The organism is Streptomyces sp. NPDC046900, assembly GCF_040644975.1.
Taxonomy (GTDB): Bacteria; Actinomycetota; Actinomycetes; order Streptomycetales; family Streptomycetaceae; genus Streptomyces.
Genome location: NZ_JBEYXD010000127.1, coordinates 1 through 17,475 on the forward strand (window position 1 = coordinate 1; position 17,475 = coordinate 17,475).

The 17,475-nt window shown below is 70.3% G+C and carries 14 protein-coding genes and 1 tRNA gene; 8 read left to right on the plus strand and 7 right to left on the minus strand.

Annotated features, from left to right (window positions below; translation table 11 throughout):
- Nucleotides 1–674, minus strand: a 674-nt coding sequence (locus ABZ904_RS46840; protein ID WP_360997849.1) for an aromatic amino acid lyase, incomplete at its 3' end; no start/stop codon positions are given.
- Between the two features lie 259 nt (nucleotides 675–933).
- Between ABZ904_RS46840 and ABZ904_RS46845 the strand changes: the two genes are divergently transcribed.
- Nucleotides 934–1,359 carry a hypothetical protein gene (locus tag ABZ904_RS46845; protein WP_359411872.1) on the plus strand — a complete coding sequence of 142 codons (426 nt, stop codon included), beginning with the start codon at nucleotides 934–936 and terminating at the stop codon, nucleotides 1,357–1,359.
- Nucleotides 1,360–1,860: 501 nt separating this feature from the next.
- Here the strand turns inward: ABZ904_RS46845 and ABZ904_RS46850 are convergent.
- Nucleotides 1,861–3,249 (minus strand): cystathionine beta-synthase, encoded by a 1,389-nt coding sequence (locus ABZ904_RS46850; protein ID WP_359411868.1) that lies wholly within the window; start codon nucleotides 3,247–3,249, stop codon nucleotides 1,861–1,863.
- 171 nt (nucleotides 3,250–3,420) lie between these two features.
- Here ABZ904_RS46850 and ABZ904_RS46855 point away from each other — a divergent pair, with 171 nt between their 5' ends.
- The 3 genes from ABZ904_RS46855 (at nucleotide 3,421) to ABZ904_RS46865 (ending at nucleotide 7,064) form a co-directional block, all read left to right on the plus strand.
- Nucleotides 3,421–4,491 (plus strand): SGNH/GDSL hydrolase family protein, encoded by a 1,071-nt coding sequence (locus ABZ904_RS46855; RefSeq protein WP_359411865.1) that lies wholly within the window; start codon nucleotides 3,421–3,423, stop codon nucleotides 4,489–4,491.
- A gap of 300 nt (nucleotides 4,492–4,791) precedes the next feature.
- Nucleotides 4,792–6,009: an acetyl-CoA C-acetyltransferase gene (locus ABZ904_RS46860; protein ID WP_359406590.1), complete on the plus strand. Its 1,218-nt coding sequence runs from the start codon at nucleotides 4,792–4,794 to the stop codon at nucleotides 6,007–6,009.
- 263 nt (nucleotides 6,010–6,272) lie between these two features.
- On the plus strand, nucleotides 6,273–7,064 hold the full coding sequence (locus ABZ904_RS46865) for a hypothetical protein (protein WP_359406674.1): 792 nt from the start codon (nucleotides 6,273–6,275) through the stop codon (nucleotides 7,062–7,064).
- A gap of 96 nt (nucleotides 7,065–7,160) precedes the next feature.
- Here the strand turns inward: ABZ904_RS46865 and ABZ904_RS46870 are convergent, their stop codons facing one another.
- Nucleotides 7,161–7,472 (minus strand): hypothetical protein, encoded by a 312-nt coding sequence (locus ABZ904_RS46870; RefSeq protein ID WP_359406593.1) that lies wholly within the window; start codon nucleotides 7,470–7,472, stop codon nucleotides 7,161–7,163.
- 101 nt (nucleotides 7,473–7,573) lie between these two features.
- Between ABZ904_RS46870 and ABZ904_RS46875 the strand changes: the two genes are divergently transcribed.
- Nucleotides 7,574–7,801 carry a DUF4287 domain-containing protein gene (locus ABZ904_RS46875; protein WP_359406596.1) on the plus strand — a complete coding sequence of 76 codons (228 nt, stop codon included), beginning with the start codon at nucleotides 7,574–7,576 and terminating at the stop codon, nucleotides 7,799–7,801.
- 95 nt (nucleotides 7,802–7,896) lie between these two features.
- Here ABZ904_RS46875 and ABZ904_RS46880 read toward each other — a convergent pair whose 3' ends face one another.
- Together ABZ904_RS46880 and ABZ904_RS46885 are read right to left on the minus strand one after the other, a co-directional pair.
- Nucleotides 7,897–8,787 (minus strand): Bax inhibitor-1/YccA family protein, encoded by an 891-nt coding sequence (locus tag ABZ904_RS46880; RefSeq protein WP_359406599.1) that lies wholly within the window; start codon nucleotides 8,785–8,787, stop codon nucleotides 7,897–7,899.
- 298 nt (nucleotides 8,788–9,085) lie between these two features.
- Complete coding sequence (locus ABZ904_RS46885) at nucleotides 9,086–10,261, minus strand: 4-hydroxybenzoate 3-monooxygenase (RefSeq protein ID WP_360997854.1); 1,176 nt, start codon at nucleotides 10,259–10,261, stop codon at nucleotides 9,086–9,088.
- A gap of 629 nt (nucleotides 10,262–10,890) precedes the next feature.
- On the opposite strand from ABZ904_RS46885, the gene ABZ904_RS46890 reads away from it, so the two are divergent.
- Complete coding sequence (locus ABZ904_RS46890) at nucleotides 10,891–11,409, plus strand: hypothetical protein (RefSeq protein WP_359406605.1); 519 nt, start codon at nucleotides 10,891–10,893, stop codon at nucleotides 11,407–11,409.
- A gap of 421 nt (nucleotides 11,410–11,830) precedes the next feature.
- Here the strand turns inward: ABZ904_RS46890 and ABZ904_RS46895 are convergent.
- Nucleotides 11,831–11,916, minus strand: a tRNA-Leu gene (locus ABZ904_RS46895).
- A 416-nt stretch (nucleotides 11,917–12,332) separates the two neighbouring features.
- On the opposite strand from ABZ904_RS46895, the gene ABZ904_RS46900 reads away from it, so the two are divergent.
- Together ABZ904_RS46900 and ABZ904_RS46905 are read left to right on the plus strand one after the other, a co-directional pair.
- On the plus strand, nucleotides 12,333–13,103 hold the full coding sequence (locus ABZ904_RS46900) for an ABC transporter ATP-binding protein (protein ID WP_360997856.1): 771 nt from the start codon (nucleotides 12,333–12,335) through the stop codon (nucleotides 13,101–13,103).
- Nucleotides 13,104–13,232: 129 nt separating this feature from the next.
- Nucleotides 13,233–15,761 carry an FtsX-like permease family protein gene (locus ABZ904_RS46905; protein WP_359406611.1) on the plus strand — a complete coding sequence of 843 codons (2,529 nt, stop codon included), beginning with the start codon at nucleotides 13,233–13,235 and terminating at the stop codon, nucleotides 15,759–15,761.
- A 60-nt stretch (nucleotides 15,762–15,821) separates the two neighbouring features.
- On the opposite strand, the gene ABZ904_RS46910 is transcribed toward ABZ904_RS46905, so the two are convergent.
- Nucleotides 15,822–17,117 (minus strand): cyclopropane-fatty-acyl-phospholipid synthase family protein, encoded by a 1,296-nt coding sequence (locus tag ABZ904_RS46910; protein ID WP_360997858.1) that lies wholly within the window; start codon nucleotides 17,115–17,117, stop codon nucleotides 15,822–15,824.
- Between the last annotated feature and the right edge of the window lie 358 nt (nucleotides 17,118–17,475).

Below are 17,475 nucleotides of genomic sequence, written 5' to 3' on the forward strand. Positions count from 1 at the left end.
GAGAGCGCGGCGACGACCTGGGTGGCACCGATCAGCCCGCGCAGCTCGTGCAGCGCGAGCGCGGCCTGGCCGAGGGTGAGGGCGTTGCTGCTGATGAAGGCGAGGGCGTCGTTGTTGTCCACCGCCTGGGGCTCCGGCGCGCCCCTCCCCCTCCAGGCATGCTCGCCGGCGAGCGCCAGGCCCGCCTGCGCCAGCGCCGCGATGTCGCCGGTCCCCACCGACCCGAACTCGTTGACGACCGGATAAGCCCCGCTCTCCAGGGCCTCGCACAACGCCGTGACCACGCCGGGCCGCAGACCGGCGCCGCCCGCGAGCAGCTGGTTGGCCCGTATGGCCAGCATCGCCCGGACCTGACGGGCCGGCAGCTCCGCGCCGATCGCGCCCGCGTGACTGCGCAGCAGGCGCAGTCCGTGCCCGGCGGCGGCGTCCGTCGGCACGTCCTCGGTGCGGTTCGCGCCCACGCCTGTCGAGCGGCCGTACACACGTCCGGTCGCCGCGATCCGCCGGGCGGCGTCCCAGGACTCCGTCACCCGCTTCATCGCGTCGGTGCCGGGGACGGGCCGCGCGGAAGCGTCGGCGAGGCGCACGACATCGGCGACGCCCATGCCGCATCCGTCGAGGACCACGACGTCATGGGCGCTGTTCAGCGCCCCGTCCACGATCCGTGACGACATCACCCGCGGACACCCACCAATCCGGACATCGGATCTCGCTTGCCGACCATGAGCAACCAGCGATCATGCCGGACCATCGACAAGCTATTCAGACACCTAGAACTCTGCATGACGATATGCAGGCCAGGCAAGGGACCCTGATCCGATTCGTCGAGTCCCGTCGCGTCCCGGCCGAGCCCGGCGGACCCCAGCAGGAAAAGGGGGGCTACCCCCAGTGCGGAGCGGGGTCCGGCTCCCTAACGTGTGTCGCATGAGCGGAATGGACGCGCGGGACGCCGACCTCAAGAAGGAACTCAACGCCACCCTGCAGGCCCGCAGGGAACTGGGCGAGGAGTACGAGACGGCGTTGGTCGACTCCTTCCTGGAGAAGGTCGACCAGCGCATCGACACCGCGATCGACCGCCAGGTGCGGCGGCAGCTGGCCGAGCAGCAGATGGTGGTGGCGCGCGGCTCGCGGTCACCACGGGCGACGGATTCCTGGGGCGAGCGCTTCGGCTTCGGCATCGTGTCGCTGGTGCTGGCCATCCCGCTGTCGGCGATCGGCGCGGGTACCGCCCATCTACCTGGCCTGCTGATCAGCTGGGCGGGCATCGTCGGCGTCAACGCCGTGCAGGCCGCCCGCACCACCCCCGGGCTCTTCGGCGGCCGCCGCAAGTCGCGCCAGGACGGCGACTGGGAGAACTGATCCGGTGGTCTGCGCCCGCGGCAGGGCGCACGTCAGCCGCGGTGGCCGGGCGACGGCCACCGCGGCTGACGTGCGCCGGGAAAGAGATGCGCGTGCACCCGGTAGGCGACGCGCGCGTGCGCCGGAAAGGAGATGCGCGCGTCCACCGGGAACGGCATGCGCCTGTGCGCTGAAAAAGAGATGCACGGGGACCGCCGCACCCCCGTTGCCGGGGGGCGGGACGACGGCGGTCCCCGCGAGGGACGCGGGCCGGGTCAGGGCCGGGCTTGCGCGTCCGTGGCGTCCATGGAGGTCCGGGAGCCGCTCCGGAGGTCCTTGGCGCCGTTTCGTCGCCGGCGGTGGCGGGGAGCCGCTCCCGCCTGCCGACACCGACTAATGTGCCGGACCCGTGTTAAGTGTGTGCTGCGCGAACGTGTCGCGCTCGTACCACTTCCGAAAGGCCCGTGTCCCCACACGTCACCGCACGTTCCCCGGCGACACGGCCGGTTCACCGGGCGTTCGCTACTGCTTTCCCCCCTTGGCGAGGAACGCCAGCAGGTCCTGCCGGCTCACCACGCCGCTCGGCTTGCCCTCGACGAGGACGATCGCGGCGTCAGCGGTACCGAGCACCGACATCAGGTCCCCGACCGGTTCGCCGGAACCGACCTGCGGCAGCGGCGCCGACATGTGCTTCTCCAGCGGGTCGTCGAGCGAGGCGCGCTTGGTGTACAACGCGTCCAGCAGCTCGCGCTCGACGACGGAGCCCACGACCTCGGCGGCCATCACGTCCGGGTGACCGGCACCGGGCTTGACGATCGGCATCTGCGAGACGCCGTACTCGCGCAGCACCTCGATGGCCTGGCCCACCGTCTCGTCCGGGTGCATGTGGACGAGGGTGGGGATACCGCCCTCCTTGTCGCTCAGCACGTCGCCGACGCGGGCGTTCGGGCCGGCGTCCTCAAGGAAGCCGTAGTCGGCCATCCACTCGTCGTTGAAGATCTTGCTGAGGTAGCCGCGGCCGCTGTCGGGCAGGAGGACGACCACCACGTCGTCGGGGCCGAGCCGCTCGGCGACCCGCAGCGCCCCCACGACCGCCATGCCGCAGGAGCCGCCGACCAGCAGCCCCTCCTCCTTCGCCAGCCGCCGGGTCATCTGGAAGGAGTCCTTGTCGGACACCGCGACGATCTCGTCCGGGACCTCCGGGTCGTACGCGGTCGGCCAGAAGTCCTCGCCCACGCCCTCGACCAGATACGGCCGGCCGGACCCGCCGGAGTACACCGATCCCTCGGGGTCGGCGCCGATGACCTTGACCCGGCCGCCGCTGGCCTCCTTCAGGTAGCGCCCGGTACCGGAGATGGTCCCGCCGGTGCCGACGCCGGCGACGAAGTGGGTGATCTTCCCCTCCGTCTGCTCCCACAGCTCGGGTCCGGTGGAGTGATAGTGCGACAGCGGGTTGTTCGGGTTGGAGTACTGGTCCGGCTTCCAGGCGCCGGGCGTCTCACGGACCAGCCGGTCGGAGACGTTGTAGTACGAGTCCGGGTGCTCCGGGGCCACCGCGGTCGGGCACACGACCACCTCGGCGCCGTACGCGCGCAGCACGTTGATCTTGTCCGTGGAGACCTTGTCGGGGCACACGAAGATGCACTTGTAGCCCTTCTGCTGGGCCACGATCGCGAGACCCACGCCCGTGTTCCCGCTGGTCGGTTCGACGATCGTGCCTCCCGGCTTGAGCTCGCCGCTCTCCTCGGCCGCCTCGATCATGCGCAGGGCGATGCGGTCCTTCACGGAACCGCCGGGGTTGAAGTACTCGACCTTGGCCAGCACGGTCGCCTGGATACCGGCGGTCACGCGGTTGAGCCTCAGCAGCGGGGTGTTGCCGACCAGGCTGATCATCGAGTCGTGGAATTGCACCGTTGTCTCCGGTTGCTGCAAAAGAAGTGGTCGTGGTGGTTCCGCCAGCGTAAGGGCTACCGGGCGGTCCGCAGGAGCGGGCCGTCCCGGGCGTTCACGTCCGGTTGAGATTGGACGACAGGGCGTACGGGGCAAGCACTGTGTACGGCTATGAGGAGGTGGCGGCGACGCATGTCGAGCATGTCTAGGGCGAGGGTGGCCCGGCGCATCGCGGCGGGCGCGGCGTACGGCGGTGGCGGAATCGGCTTGGTCGGTGCGGCCGCCGTCGGTCTGCTGCTGGCCGAGGTGCAGATGGCCAAGCGTCATGTGGGCAACGGCAACAGCCCGCACCCTCCGAGTGCGAACGGCCTGTACGGCTGGGACTCCCCTCGCGCACGCCGGACCGGAAGGGGAGAAGGCTACGCCGCCCTCGACGAACCGCCGCTGCGACTGGTGATGCTCGGCGACTCCACGGCCGCGGGACAGGGTGTGCACCGCTCCCGCCAGACACCGGGCGCCCTGCTGGCCTCCGGTCTCGCGGCGGTGGCGGAACGCCCCGTGGACCTGCGCGTCATCGCGCTCCCGGGAGCGCAGTCCGACGACCTGGACCGGCAGGTCGCGCTGACCCTGGAGGACCAGGACCAGGTTCCGGACATCTGCGTGATCATGATCGGTGCGAACGACGTCACCCACCGGATGCCGGCCACCCGCTCGGTGCGGCACCTGTCGTCGGCGGTACGCCGGCTGCGCACGGCCGGGGCAGAGGTGGTGGTCGGCACATGCCCCGACCTCGGCACGATCGAACCGGTGCAGCAACCGCTGCGCTGGCTCGCCCGCCGCGCCTCCCGCCAACTCGCGGCCGCCCAGACCATCGGAGTCGTCGAACAGGGCGGTCGCACGGTGTCCCTGGGCGACCTGCTGGGTCCCGAGTTCGAGGCGAATCCCCGCGAGCTCTTCGGCCCGGACAACTACCACCCCTCGGCGGAGGGCTACGCCACGGCCGCGATGGCGGTCCTGCCGACGGTCTGCGCCGCCCTGGGCCTCTGGCCCGCCGAGGAGGAGCGTCCGGACGCGTCCCGTCGCGAGGGTTTCCTGCCGGTGGCCCGCGCCGCCGCCGAGGCCGCCTCGGAGGCGGGCACCGAGGTCACGGCCGCCATGCCGACGGGCCCACGGGGCCCCTGGGCCCTGCTCAAACGCCGCCGTCGTCGCCACCTCCCCGCCCCGGAGGACACCCCGGCCACGGCCGCCGAACCCACGCCCTGAGGGCTGCGCCCCGGCCCCAGGCCCACCCCCGGACACGGCTCGTCCGGGGGGCGAGCCTGGGGCCGGTGGCCCGGGGACAGCCGCTCGGGGAGAGTCGCGCACGGGGCAGCGGCTCCGAAGACGCCTGCTGCACGCCCGTACGCCTCTCGACTCGGGCACGCGGAGGTACCGTTGAAGCCGCCAAGGAAAAAGCAAGCGCTTAGAAAAGTGCGGCCGGAGTCACACCCCCGTGCTCGTGACCTCCACCGTACGTACGGGTAACTTCCCCGACAGCCCTGCCTTCCCTCGTATGGAGCCGTGATGCCTGAAGCCGTCATCGTGTCGACCGCCCGCTCGCCCATCGGCCGCGCCTTCAAGGGCTCCCTGAAGGACCTCCGCCCGGACGACCTCACTGCCACGATCATCCAGGCCGCCCTCGACAAGGTCCCCGCGCTGGACCCCAAGGACATCGACGACCTGATGCTCGGCTGCGGCCTCCCCGGCGGCGAGCAGGGCCACAACCTCGGCCGTATCGTCGCCGTGCAGATGGGGATGGACCACCTCCCGGGCTGCACCATCACCCGGTACTGCTCCTCCTCCCTGCAGACCTCCCGCATGGCCCTGCACGCCATCAAGGCCGGTGAGGGCGACGTCTTCATCTCCGCGGGCGTCGAGATGGTCAGCCGCAGCGTCAACGGCACCTCGGACATCCCGGGCACCCACAACCCCCTCTTCGCCGAGGCCGAGTCCCGCACCGCCGCCGTCGCCAAGTCCGGGAGCGACGCGTGGCACGACCCGCGCGAGGACGGTCTGCTGCCCGACCCGTACATCGCGATGGGTCAGACCGCCGAGAACCTCGCCCTGCTGAAGGGCGTCACCCGCGAGGAGATGGACGAGTTCGGCGTCCGCTCGCAGAACCTCGCCGAGCAGGCCATCGCGAAGGGCTTCTGGGAGCGCGAGATCACCCCGGTGACCCTCCCGGACGGCACGGTCGTCAGCAAGGACGACGGTCCGCGCCCCGGCGTCACCATGGAGGGCGTGGCCGGCCTCAAGCCCGTCTTCCGCCCCGACGGCCGCGTCACCGCGGGCAACTGCTGCCCGCTCAACGACGGCGCCGCCGCTCTGGTCATCATGAGCGACACCAAGGCCCGGGAGCTGGGGCTCACGCCGCTGGCGCGGATCGTCTCCACCGGTGTCTCCGGCCTCTCCCCCGAGATCATGGGCTACGGCCCCGTCGAGGCCAGCAAGCAGGCCCTCAAGCGCGCCGGCCTGACCATCGACGACATCGACCTCGTCGAGATCAACGAGGCCTTCGCCGCCCAGGTGATCCCCTCCTACCGCGACCTCGGCATCCCGCTGGACAAGCTGAACGTCAACGGCGGCGCCATCGCGGTCGGCCACCCCTTCGGCATGACCGGCGCCCGTATCACCGGCACGCTGATCAACTCGCTCCAGTGGCACGACAAGCAGTTCGGCCTGGAGACGATGTGCGTCGGCGGCGGCCAGGGCATGGCGATGGTCATCGAGCGCCTCAGCTGACCGCCTAGCGCCCTCGCGCAACGGCCCGGAGCCCCGTTTCCCTCAGGGCTTCGGGCCGTTTTGTGATCGAATCTCCCCCAGGATGTGACCTATCTCCCTCTGGACGAGGTTTACGCAGGTCAGAGTTGCTCCGTCAGCCATCCCCAGGGCAGACCTCCTGTCCGTTTCGTGACGTTACGCACTGACAGATGGATAGTCCACCCTTCAAGCTGATGTAGGAAGTCGAGGGTCGACTTTGAATCGGGAGTACGTCAGTGAGCGCCATGCCGATAGCTCTGCTGCTCGCCACGGCCGCCACCGCGGGCGTGGGCGTCGCCGTCCTGCTCAGCGTGCGGGCGCTGCGCCGACAGGTCGCGGCGTTGCACGCCCAGCTCGCCGAGAGCCGTAGCGCGCACGCACGCGGATTCGTGCCCGCAGCCCGCTCGACCGCTGACGCGGAGGAGATACGGGCGGCCGTCGCCGAGGCGCTCGCCGACGAGCGGGAGCGGGAACTGGCCGAGGCGCGCGCGTTCTGGGCAGCCCAGGAGGCCCGTGACATCGCCGACGCGCCCACCCTGCTCGGGCTGCCCGACACCGATCTGTTCCTGCCCCGCCAGTCGGACTTCGTGGGCCTGGAGCACGACAGCCTGGAGCCGGTGACCGAGCCCACGGCCGAGGACAGCGAGTTCGCCGGGGGAGACTCCCCCGAACTGGCCGCCGCCCGCCGTCGGCACCCGTCGCACCCCGACTTCGTACCGTCCCCGTCGCCCGTGGTGAACGACCACGAGCGTACGGTCGCCTGCCTCGAGGCGCTGGCCGAAGCCCGGACCGAACTCGCCGACGTCCGCCCCGGACCGCTGGGCACCCTCGACGTGTACGTCTTCACCGACGGCACGACGCTGTGCATGACTCCGGGCCACCGCGAGACGGCGGAACGCTTGGCCGCGGCCCTGATCGACGGCGAAGCTCCGGTCCTGCTCGGTGGCTCCGGCGTGTCGGGCGCGTACGCGCTGACGTTCGGGTGCGGCGAAGAGAACGTCTACGTCCTCGCGGACCGCGTCATCGCCTCCCTGTAGGCGCGGACGGCCTCGCCGGGTGCTCTCGGCGACCGGTCCCCGCAAGGACGGATCGCGTCGTGCCGTTCCCGTGGGACGGACCTGTGCGGCGGGGTGTCACACCCCGGCGCGTTTCTGTGCCTCCTCCACGAGTGCCACCGCCTCGCCGAGTCCCGCCGTGTCTTTCAGGACGAGTGCGAGATCGTGCCCGGCCACGGTGATCTGGTCCGCGGCCGCGAACATACCCGCGTCCGGCATCTCCCGCGGCTCGGCCGACGGGTCCTCGAGAAGCTGGGCGCGGCGCGCCAACTCCCTGGCCAGAGCGAGTGCTTCGGCCGCCGCGCTCCGCTGCAGGCGGCTCTGGGGAGCGGCCCGCAGACGGTCGGCGAAGTGATCCACGGCCCGGGTCAAAGGCGTCGTATCAAGCACGCCGTGAGACTACGCGTCGTGGCACGACTGTTGCCAACAGGCGAACACTCAGGCACGGTGACCTGAAGGACCGGCTTCGTCGAGTGCGTCCGGAGGCGCCGATGTCCCAAGTCTTCTCCGAGGAGACCCATCGCAATCTGCTCGCCCGCATCCCCCACTGCACCGGTCGTGAAGTCTCCGACTGGTTGCGCACCGTCGCCGAAGGCCCCTCTCTCTGCTTCGAGGAGAAGGTCAGTTGGCTTCGCCACGAGCACAATCTCGCATACGGCCACGCCAAGGCGATCATTCACGAGTACGACCTGAGGAGGGCCGCGCGCAAACTGCTCTGAGCGCGCACCGCGAACGCGTTCTCCGTGGAAATCCGTACGTCGAAGGGCCCGCGAACCGTGGTTCGCGGGCCCTTCGACGCAGTGCGGCGCAGCGGCTAGTCGTTACTGCTGAAGATCGCGACCAGTCGCAGCATCTCCACGTAGATCCACACGAGGGTCAGGGTCAGGCCGAACGCGGCCAGCCAGGCCTCCTCGCGCGGCGCGCCGTAGGCGATGCCGTCCTCGATCTGCTTGAAGTCGAGCGTCAGGAAGAACGCGCCGATCAGGATGGCGATGATCCCGACGATCGCGCCGAGCGGGCCCGTGCTGCGCAGTCCGCCGTCGGGGGCGATCCCGAAGGCGACCAGCAGCAGGTTGACCGCCATGACCAGGATGAAGGCGATGGCGATGGCCATGCCGATCCGCGCGTACCGCGCGGTGACCCGGATCCAGCCCGCCTTGTAGACGAGCAGGGTGGCGCCGGCGACGGCCATCGTGCCGAGAACGGCCTGGAAGGGGGCGCCGGACCACTGCGCGTTGTACATCTTGCTGATCACGCCGAGGAAGACACCCTCGAAGGCGGCATACCCGAGGATCAGCGCGGGCGTGGGGGTGCGCTTGAAGGACTGCACCATCGCCAGGACGAACGCGACGAGTGCGGAGCCGATCGCCAGGCCGTAGCTGGTGGACGAGATCGGAAGAACGGCCCAGGCGATGACGGCGCCGACCGCGACCGTGCCGAGAGTCATCGCCGAACGTGTGACGACGTCGTCCATCGTCATCCGGCCGGTGGTGGCCGGGGCCTGCGGCGGGGCGCCGTACTGGGTCTGCTGAGCGTAAGGGTTCTGCGCGTAGGGGTTTCCGCCCGCGTAGGGATTGCCTTGCGCGTACGGGTTGCCCTGCGTGCCGGCGGCGGCTCCCCCGGCCTGCGGCGCGGTGTTGAAGCCCGCGTAGCCGTTGTCGCGGCTGAACCCCCGTCGCGAGAAGACCGGGTTGCTGCTCCTCATTTCACTCCTCCATGGCCACCCTGCGTGGCCTTGGCTCAAGAGTAATAGGTAGGCAAAGGACTGACCCTAATGCTTGAGGAGGATCTTTCCCTCGTCGTTGCGCGAAACACGCTACGCGTGCCCTTGATTCCCGGCGAGGCGCCATCTCATCCATGACCAACCTGGGACAGAGTCGAGACCGGCCACTGATCCACCGGGCCGCCGGACACCGGCCGCCGGACGGTCGGCACCGGGTCGACCGGAGGACCCGCTCTCTGCCGTCCGGGTGAGACCGGGGTGCCGGTCTCACCCGGACGGCTCACTCCAGCGGGAACCCTGTGTAACCGCCGGCGAGATCGGTCTCGGCGGCCCGCGAGGCGGTGAGCCGTTCCAGACGGGCCAGCTGGATGCGCTCGTCGAACGGCGTGGCCTCCGGAGCGCGGTGAAGCATCGTCGTCATCTCGTAGGAGAACCGCTCGGCCTGCCAGACACGGCGCAGACAGGTCTCGGAGTACGCGTCGAGCCGCTCGCTCGAGCCGGTCTCCCGCTCATGGGTCAGCGCCCGGGCGAAGGTGACGACGTCCCCGACGGCGAGGTTGAGTCCCTTGGCGCCGGTGGGCGGCACGATGTGAGCGGCGTCCCCGGCGAGGAAGAGCCGTCCGTGACGCATGGGCTCGTGCACATAGCTGCGCATCGGGGTGACGGACTTCGAGGTGATGGGGCCCCGGTCGAGCGTCCAGCCGTCGGCGGTCTCGAAGCGCCGCCCGAGTTCGTTCCAGATCTCCGCGTCCGGCCACTCCCCGGCGTCCGTGCCCGCCGGCACCTGGAGGTAGAGGCGGGAGACGGACGCGGAGCGCATGCTCAGCAGGGCGAAGCCGCGCTCGTGCCGGGCGTAGACGAGTTCGTCGTGCGAGGGCGCGACATCCGCGAGGACGCCGAGCCAGGCGTAGGGGTAGGTGCGCTCGAAGACACGGGACAGGCCGGCCGGGACCGCCCTGCGGGACACGCCCCAGAAGCCGTCGCAACCGACGACGTAGTCGCACTCCAGGACGTCCTCACGGCCTTCGCTGCGGTAGCGGACCCGGGGCCGGTCCGTGGCCGCGTCCTCGACGGCGAGGGCCTCCGCCTCGAACAACAGCGGTCCGCCCTCCTTGAGCTGGAGCGCGATGAGGTCCTTGCAGACCTCGGTCTGGGCGTACACCATCACGGAGCTGCCGCCGGTGAGGGCAGGGAAGTCGATCCGGTGGCGGCGGCGCGCGAAGCGCAACTCGATCCCGTCGTGGCGCAGCCCCTCGCGGTCCATGCGCTCGCCCGCCCCGGCCGCGCGCAGCACGTCCACGGTGCCCTGCTCCAGGATTCCGGCCCGCTGGCGCTGCTCGACGTAGGCGCGGTCCCGGCCCTCCAGCACGACGGAGTCGATGCCCGCGTTGCGCAGCAGCCGCGCCAGCAACAGCCCGGCGGGTCCCGCTCCGATGATGCCGACCGTGGTACGCATCCCGACGCCCCTTTGCGCTCGTACGTTGTCCCGGGCCGCCCCGGGGCCCGGCCGAAGCCGGATTGTTCCGCGATCGCAGGCTGTTCGCCTGGTGAAACTTACTTCGCCATACGAAAGCCGAGTGTCCGACCGCAAAAGGCTCGCTGTCAACGGTGTCCCGCCCCACACAACCGGGGCGGCACGACAGAGGCCGGTGCGCGCGAGCCCCTGCCCCGCGGTCGCCGGACGAGCCGGACGGCCGGAACTCCCGCTTCTGCGAGGCCTCCTCGGCGAGCTTCCCGCCCGGCCAGGACCGCACACGCGCCGCCGATGGCGCATGTCCGGTGAACACGGTCCCCAAGAGCCTCCGACGTGGGGCTCGTTACGCTCCGTATCCTCTCAAGTCGCGAGCGGGATACGGCTGCGAGAGCATGGACGCGACCGAGGCCACCGCCTGGTGGGCAGTGGCCGTCATCGGATGCGGAGCCCATGTGCAGGGGGTCGCCCGGGAACTCTCCCGGCCTCACAGCTCCGGGCGGTGAGACCGCGCCGTACAGGCGTGGAGCCGCATCATCATTCGCGCCCGTCTCGCGCGTTCGAACCTCCCAACCTGCATGTGGTTCCGTATGCCCTGAAGGGAAGGCAGAACATTGAACGGACGCTTTCGCCTCGCCGCACTGGCACCCATCGCGGTGTCCTCACTGGCACTCGGCGCGCTGCCCCTGATGGCAGGCACCGCCCATGCCCTGACACCATCGGCCACCTGTCATGTGACACAAGACGCCCAGAAGCCCGACCGGTTCAACATCATCGGACAGGGGCTCACACCTGGGGCGGACGTCAGCGTCAAGCAGGGCGGCTTCACGGCCTTCTTCACGGCCACGGCCGACGGAGGCATCAATGGCACGCTCACGGTCTCTGCCTCAGGCGGGCCTGTGACCATGCAGGAGCAGGGCGGATCGAAGCTCTCCTGCGGCACGGTCCAGCAGGCCGAACAGTCCAACGCCCAGCAGCAGTTCGCCAAGGGCTTCACGGACGGCTTCAACACCGCCAAGCAGACCTGCAAGGCACAGGCGCCGCAGCAGGGCCTGGTCGCAGTGGACCCCAACTACGAGAAGGGGTTCAACTCCGGCGCAGCCGCAGCGATCGCCAAGTTCTGCAAGGCCTAGCGGCCCGCCCAGAACCGGCCACACATCCGACGCCGGTCAAGGTCGGAGAAGCTCCAGCGAGCCGGTGAGCAGTCGGCCGGTGGTGCGCCGGACCCCGTGCGAGACGCGGTCGGCGCACCACCGGCCCGACGCGCGAGAGACCGCCGGAGGGCCACCTCTTTCAACGGGGGAAGGACGACGAGTATGCATGGCGGTTCCCGCACCACAAGTAGTTGATCCATAAAGGAGTGGTTCGGCCCGACTTCTCGTGGCGGTAGTCCCGCATCGCGAGGTGGCCGCAGATCGGGCAGAAACGTTCACTCAGAGGCTGGTGCAGTTGGGCCGAGAGCGCCTCATGATGATGTCGGTCATAACGGCGGACAATGGGATCGGGCGCCTCTCCGCCCTCAGGGGCGGCCCACCCTCACGTCGCAGGTGCGGTTGGTGCCCGGAACCGGACTTGAACCGGTACGCCCGCGAGGGGCAGCGAGGTTTAAGCTCGCCGTGTCTGCATTCCACCATCCGGGCAGGCCATGGGCGCCGCATCGAGCGTTCCGAGCCTATCGGGGCGCACCCCCCGAACAGGGGTTGGTCGGTGCGATGTTGTCTTATTTTATTGATGTCTGAGGGTGCATCAGCACTCGGTACGGGCCATCCGCACTTGCCAATAGCCTTTCGGGCGACCACGGCCCGTGCATGCGGAATGACGGAATTTCACCGCCCCGAAGGACCGCGGTGGCAGCGGCACGCATGACGTGAGCAACCGGTTTCGGCGCGGTGCCGTCTCAGGGGCGCCCGTCATCCCCAGGTATGACGGCGCACCGGCCGGTCCGACTGGAGACTGCCCCGGGAACCGGAACAGCGGCTGACTACACGCCGCCGATCGGCCACGACGATGGAACACGTCCTCATCACCGTCGTCGTCCCGACAGGAGCGCCCTCCCGTGACCAGCACCCCCCTCGCAGACAGGACCACCACCGTGGCCGCCCGGGCCACGGATCTGTCGAAGGTCTACGGACAGGGCGAGACCCAGGTGGTCGCCCTGGACCGGGTCACCGTCGACTTCCGGCAGGCGCAGTTCACAGCGATCATGGGCCCCTCCGGTTCGGGCAAGTCGACGCTGATGCACTGCGTCGCCGGGCTCGACTCCTTCTCGTCCGGCTCGGTCCGCATCGGTGACGTCGAACTGGGCGCGCTGAAGGACAAGCAGCTCACCAAGTTGCGCCGGGACAAGATCGGCTTCATCTTCCAGGCGTTCAACCTGCTGCCCACGCTGACCGCGCTGGAGAACATCACGCTGCCGATGGACATCGCGGGCCGCAAGCCGGACAAGGCCTGGCTGGACACCGTGATCCAGATGGTCGGCCTGTCGGGACGGCTGAGCCACCGGCCGGCGCAGCTGTCCGGCGGTCAGCAGCAGCGCGTCGCGGTGGCGCGGGCGCTGGCGTCCAAGCCGGACATCATCTTCGGCGACGAGCCCACCGGAAACCTGGACTCGCGCTCCGGCGCGGAGGTGCTGGGCTTTCTGCGCAACTCCGTACGGCAGTTGGGGCAGACGGTGGTCATGGTCACCCACGACCCGGTGGCGGCGGCGTACGCGGACCGCGTGATCTTCCTGGCGGACGGACGGATCGTGGACGAGCTGTACGAGCCGAGCGCGGAGGCGGTGCTGGACCGGATGAAGCGGTTCGACGCCAAGGGCCGCACGAGCTGAGACCCGTGCGCCCCGGCCCGGGCGCTCCGCCCCCAGAACCCCCTCGCCCTGAGCGGTCTCGCCCGCATCGCCGGACAGGCCCGACAGGAGCGCCGGCCCCATCCGTACCCCAGCCCTGGACAGAGAGAAATGTTCCGTACCGCCCTGCGCAACGTGCTCGCGCACAAGGCCAGGCTGCTCATGACCGTGCTCGCCGTGATGCTCGGCGTGGCGTTCGTGTCGGGCACCCTGGTGTTCACCAACACCATCTCGGACGCCTACCAGAAGAGCTCCGCCAAGGGCTTCGACCAGGTCGACGTGGCCATCCAGCCGGAGGGCCGCGCGGACACCGGCGACAAGGTCGGCAAGGAGCCCAAGCTGACGCAGGCCCTCCTCGACAAGGCCGCCAAGGCGCCGGGCGCCGGCACCGCCATCGGTGTCGTCGGCGGCTTCACCGCCATCGCCGACAAGGACGGCAAGCTCATCGGCGGCGGCTTCCAGTCCCAGGGCGGGAACTACTGGGGGACCGAGGACCCCCGGTATCCGATCGCCAGCGGGCACGCCCCGAAGGGGCAGAACGAGGTCCTCATCGACTCCGAGACCGCCAGGCGCGCCGGGTACAAGGTCGGCGACACCGTACGGCTGTCGATCGACGGCCCCGTCCTGACGCCGAGGATCACAGGCATCTTCACCACCGACGACGGCAATGTCGCCGCCGGCGGCAGCCTCGCCCTCTTCGACACGGCCACCGCCCAGCACCTGTTCCACAAAGACAGCTCGTACGACGAGATCGATGTGAAGGCCGCCCCCGGCACCACCCAGATCGCGCTGCGCAACGCGCTCGACGAGATCGTCCCCAAGGACACCGCCTCCACCACCACCGGCCGGCAGCTGGCCGACGACCAGGCCCAGCGGATCTCCCAGGCGACGAGCAGCATGCGCACCGCGCTGCTGGTCTTCGCGGGCATCGCGCTGTTCGTCGGCACGTTCATCATCGCCAACACCTTCACCATGCTGGTCGCCCAGCGCACCAAGGAACTCGCGCTGATGCGCGCGGTCGGTGCGTCCCGCCGGCAGGTCACGCGTTCCGTGCTCATCGAGGCGTTCGTGGTCGGCGCCGTCGCGGCCGTCACGGGTCTGGTGGCCGGCGTCGGCGTCGGTGCGGGGCTGCGCTCGCTGGTCGGCGGGCTCGGCGGCAGCGTTCCGGACGGCCCGCTCGTCATCAGCCCGGGCACCGTCGCCACCGCCCTCGCCGTCGGCATCCTGATCACGATGCTCGCCGCCTGGCTGCCCGGGCGCCGTGCCGCGAAGATCCCGCCGGTCGCCGCGATGAGCAGCGTCCACGCGAAGGCGACCACCAGGTCCCTGGTGCTTCGCAACACCTTCGGCGCCCTGTTCGCCTCGGCCGGCGTCGCCACGGTTCTGTACGCCACCACCCTGAACAGCTCGGACGGGCAGGCCCCGATGGGCCTCGGTGCGGCGCTCCTCGTGATCGGCGTCTTCGTCCTCACCCCGCTGCTGTCCCGCCCGCTGATCGCGGCCGCCGCGCCCCTCATGCGGGTCTTCGGGGTCGCCGGGAAGCTGGCCCGGCAGAACTCGGTGCGCAACCCGCGCCGTACGGCGGCCACCGCCTCCGCCCTGATGATCGGTCTCACCCTGATCACCGGCCTGACGGTGATGGCGGGCAGCCTCCAGAACGCGATCGACAAGATGGCGTCCTCCGCGCTCAAGGCGGACTACGTGGTCTCGATGGCGAACGGCAACGAGCTCTCGCCCGACGTCGAGAAGACGCTGAAGTCGACCGACGGCGTCACCGCGACCAGCCCGCTCCGCAACGCGCCCTCGCGCATCGACGGCAAGACCGAGTTCCTGACCGGCGTCGACGGCGCCACCATCGGCGAGCTGACCGATCTGACGCTCGACCACGGCGCCTTCGAGGTCGGCGGCCCCCGGGTCGTGGTCGACGACAACACCGCGAAGTCCCACCACTGGACGTCGGGCTCCCGGTTCACGGTCTCCTACGAGGACGGGAAGAGGCAGCGGCTGACGGTCGCCGGCATCTACCAGAGCACCGAGATGATGCGCGGCATCATGCTGGACACCGCGACGCTCGCCCCGCACCAGAGCGACCCGTCCGACATGCAGGTCATGGTCAAGACGTCGGGAGGCGCCACCACCTCGGCCAAGGACACCCTGGTGAAGGCGCTCGGCGACAACCCTGCGATCAAGGTCCAGGACAAGAAGGACATCTCCGACAGCATCGGTCAGGTGTTCACCCTGATGCTGAACATGCTCTACGGACTGCTGGCCATGGCCGTGATCGTCGCCGTCCTCGGCGTCATCAACACCCTGGCGATGTCGGTCTTCGAGCGCTCGCAGGAGATCGGGATGCTCCGCGCGATCGGCCTGGACCGCAAGGGCATCAAGCGGATGGTCCGCCTGGAGTCCCTGGTCATCTCGCTCTTCGGCGGTGTGCTCGGCATCGGTCTGGGCGTGTTCTTCGGCTGGGCGGCCGGTGAACTGCTCGGCACCAAGCTGGCGACCTACGAACTGGTCCTGCCCTGGGCCCGGATGGCCCTCTTCCTCCTTCTCGCCGCAGCGGTCGGTGTGCTGGCCGCACTGTGGCCGGCCCGGCGCGCGGCCCGCCTGAACATGCTGACGGCGATCAAGTCGGAGTAGCCGCAGCGGACGAAGGCCCCGTTCCTCGGCGGAACGGGGCCTTCGTCGTACGGGCGAGGCTCACTCCTGCCAGGCGCGGGCACGGAGCGGCAGCCCGGAGGCACCCGACTCCGGGGTCCGTACCGCGAGCACCTGGTTGACGCCGATGCGGTTGCGTTCGAACGCGAGCGCGGACGCGGCCATGTACAACCGCCAGACGCGGGCGCGCCCGGGGCTGGTCAGCCGCTGCGCCTGCGCCCACTCGGCCTCCAGGTTGGCGACCCAGCGGCGCAGGGTGAGGGCGTAGTGCGCGCGCAGGGACTCCACGTCGCGGACCTCGAACCCGGCGCGCTCCAGCTGGGTCACCGTGGTGCCGATGGGGGCGAGTTCGCCGTCCGGGAAGACGTACGCGTCGATGAACGCGTCGACGGAGTACGAGGACTCGTCCCGTCGGGGCCGCCGTGCGATCTGGTGGTTGAGCAGCCGCCCGCCGGGCTTCAGCAGGGCGTACAGGTCGCGGGCGTACTCCAGATACCGCTCCGCGCCCACATGTTCGGCCATCCCGATGGAGGAGATCGCGTCGTACGGGCCGTCGACCACATCGCGGTAGTCCTGGACCCGGATCTCGACGAGATCAGAGAGGCCCTCGTCGGCGACCCGCTTTCGGGCGTACGTGGCCTGCTCCTGGGAGAGGGTGACACCGACGACGCTCACCCCGTACTCGCGGGCGGCGTGCAGGGCCATGGAACCCCAGCCGCAGCCCACGTCGAGAAGACGCTGACCGGGCTTCAGGCCGAGCTTGTGGCAGACCAGTTCCAGCTTGTCGCGCTGGGCGTCCTCGAGGGTGCCGTCGGGCGCGGCCCAGTAGGCGCAGGAGTACACCATGGACGGGCCGAGGACGATCTCGTAGAAGTCGTTCCCGACGTCGTAGTGGTGGCTGATCGCTCGCTTGTCGCTGCGCCGGGTGTGCAGATGGCCTCGGGCCTTACGGACCTCCTCGCGGGGCGGCGGGGGCGGCGGGAAGAAGCCGGCCAGCTTGGCGAGGCCGCCGGCGGCGGCGCGGACCTCCGGGTCGCGCACGGCCCGGGCGAGGGAGCGGGCGTCCTCCCCACGATCCCAGATCAGGCCGGCCATGAGGTCGAGGGCGGTGTACAGATCGCCGTCGATACCCAGGTCCCCGGCGACCCAGGCCCGGGCCAGACCCAGCTCTCCCGGTTTCCACAGCAGACGGCGCAGAGCGCGGCGGTTGCGCACCACGAGGGCCGGAGCCCCTGGCGGGCCGGCCTCCGAACCGTCCCAGGCGCGAATGCGCACCGGGACGGGAACTCCCAGCAACTGTTCGACGAGGCTCATCAACCGCGGCGCGGTGTCGGCCATGGCGCACACCTCCGTGACGGGGATCCCGGAATGTCCAACACCACGTAAACACTTGCGGGGCCGCAAAGCAGTCCCCCGTTGGCGTTACAGCTGGGCAAAATGCCCGTGTGGGCCAAGTGCCGGGGCCCTTCCGGCCGTCGGCTGCGCACGGCACGGGCGCCGCCGACCGGGTCTCACGGCCGGGCGCCGCCGCCGCGGACACAGTCCGGCCGCGGTCTCCTGGGCCGCGCACCGCCGCCACGGACGGGGCTGCTCCGGCAACACCCGAAGGGGCCGCCCGCACCACGGATGGCGGGTCACCGCTCAGGGCTACGACCTGCGCTTCGCCATCGAGCCCAAGCCGAACGAGCCGCGCGGT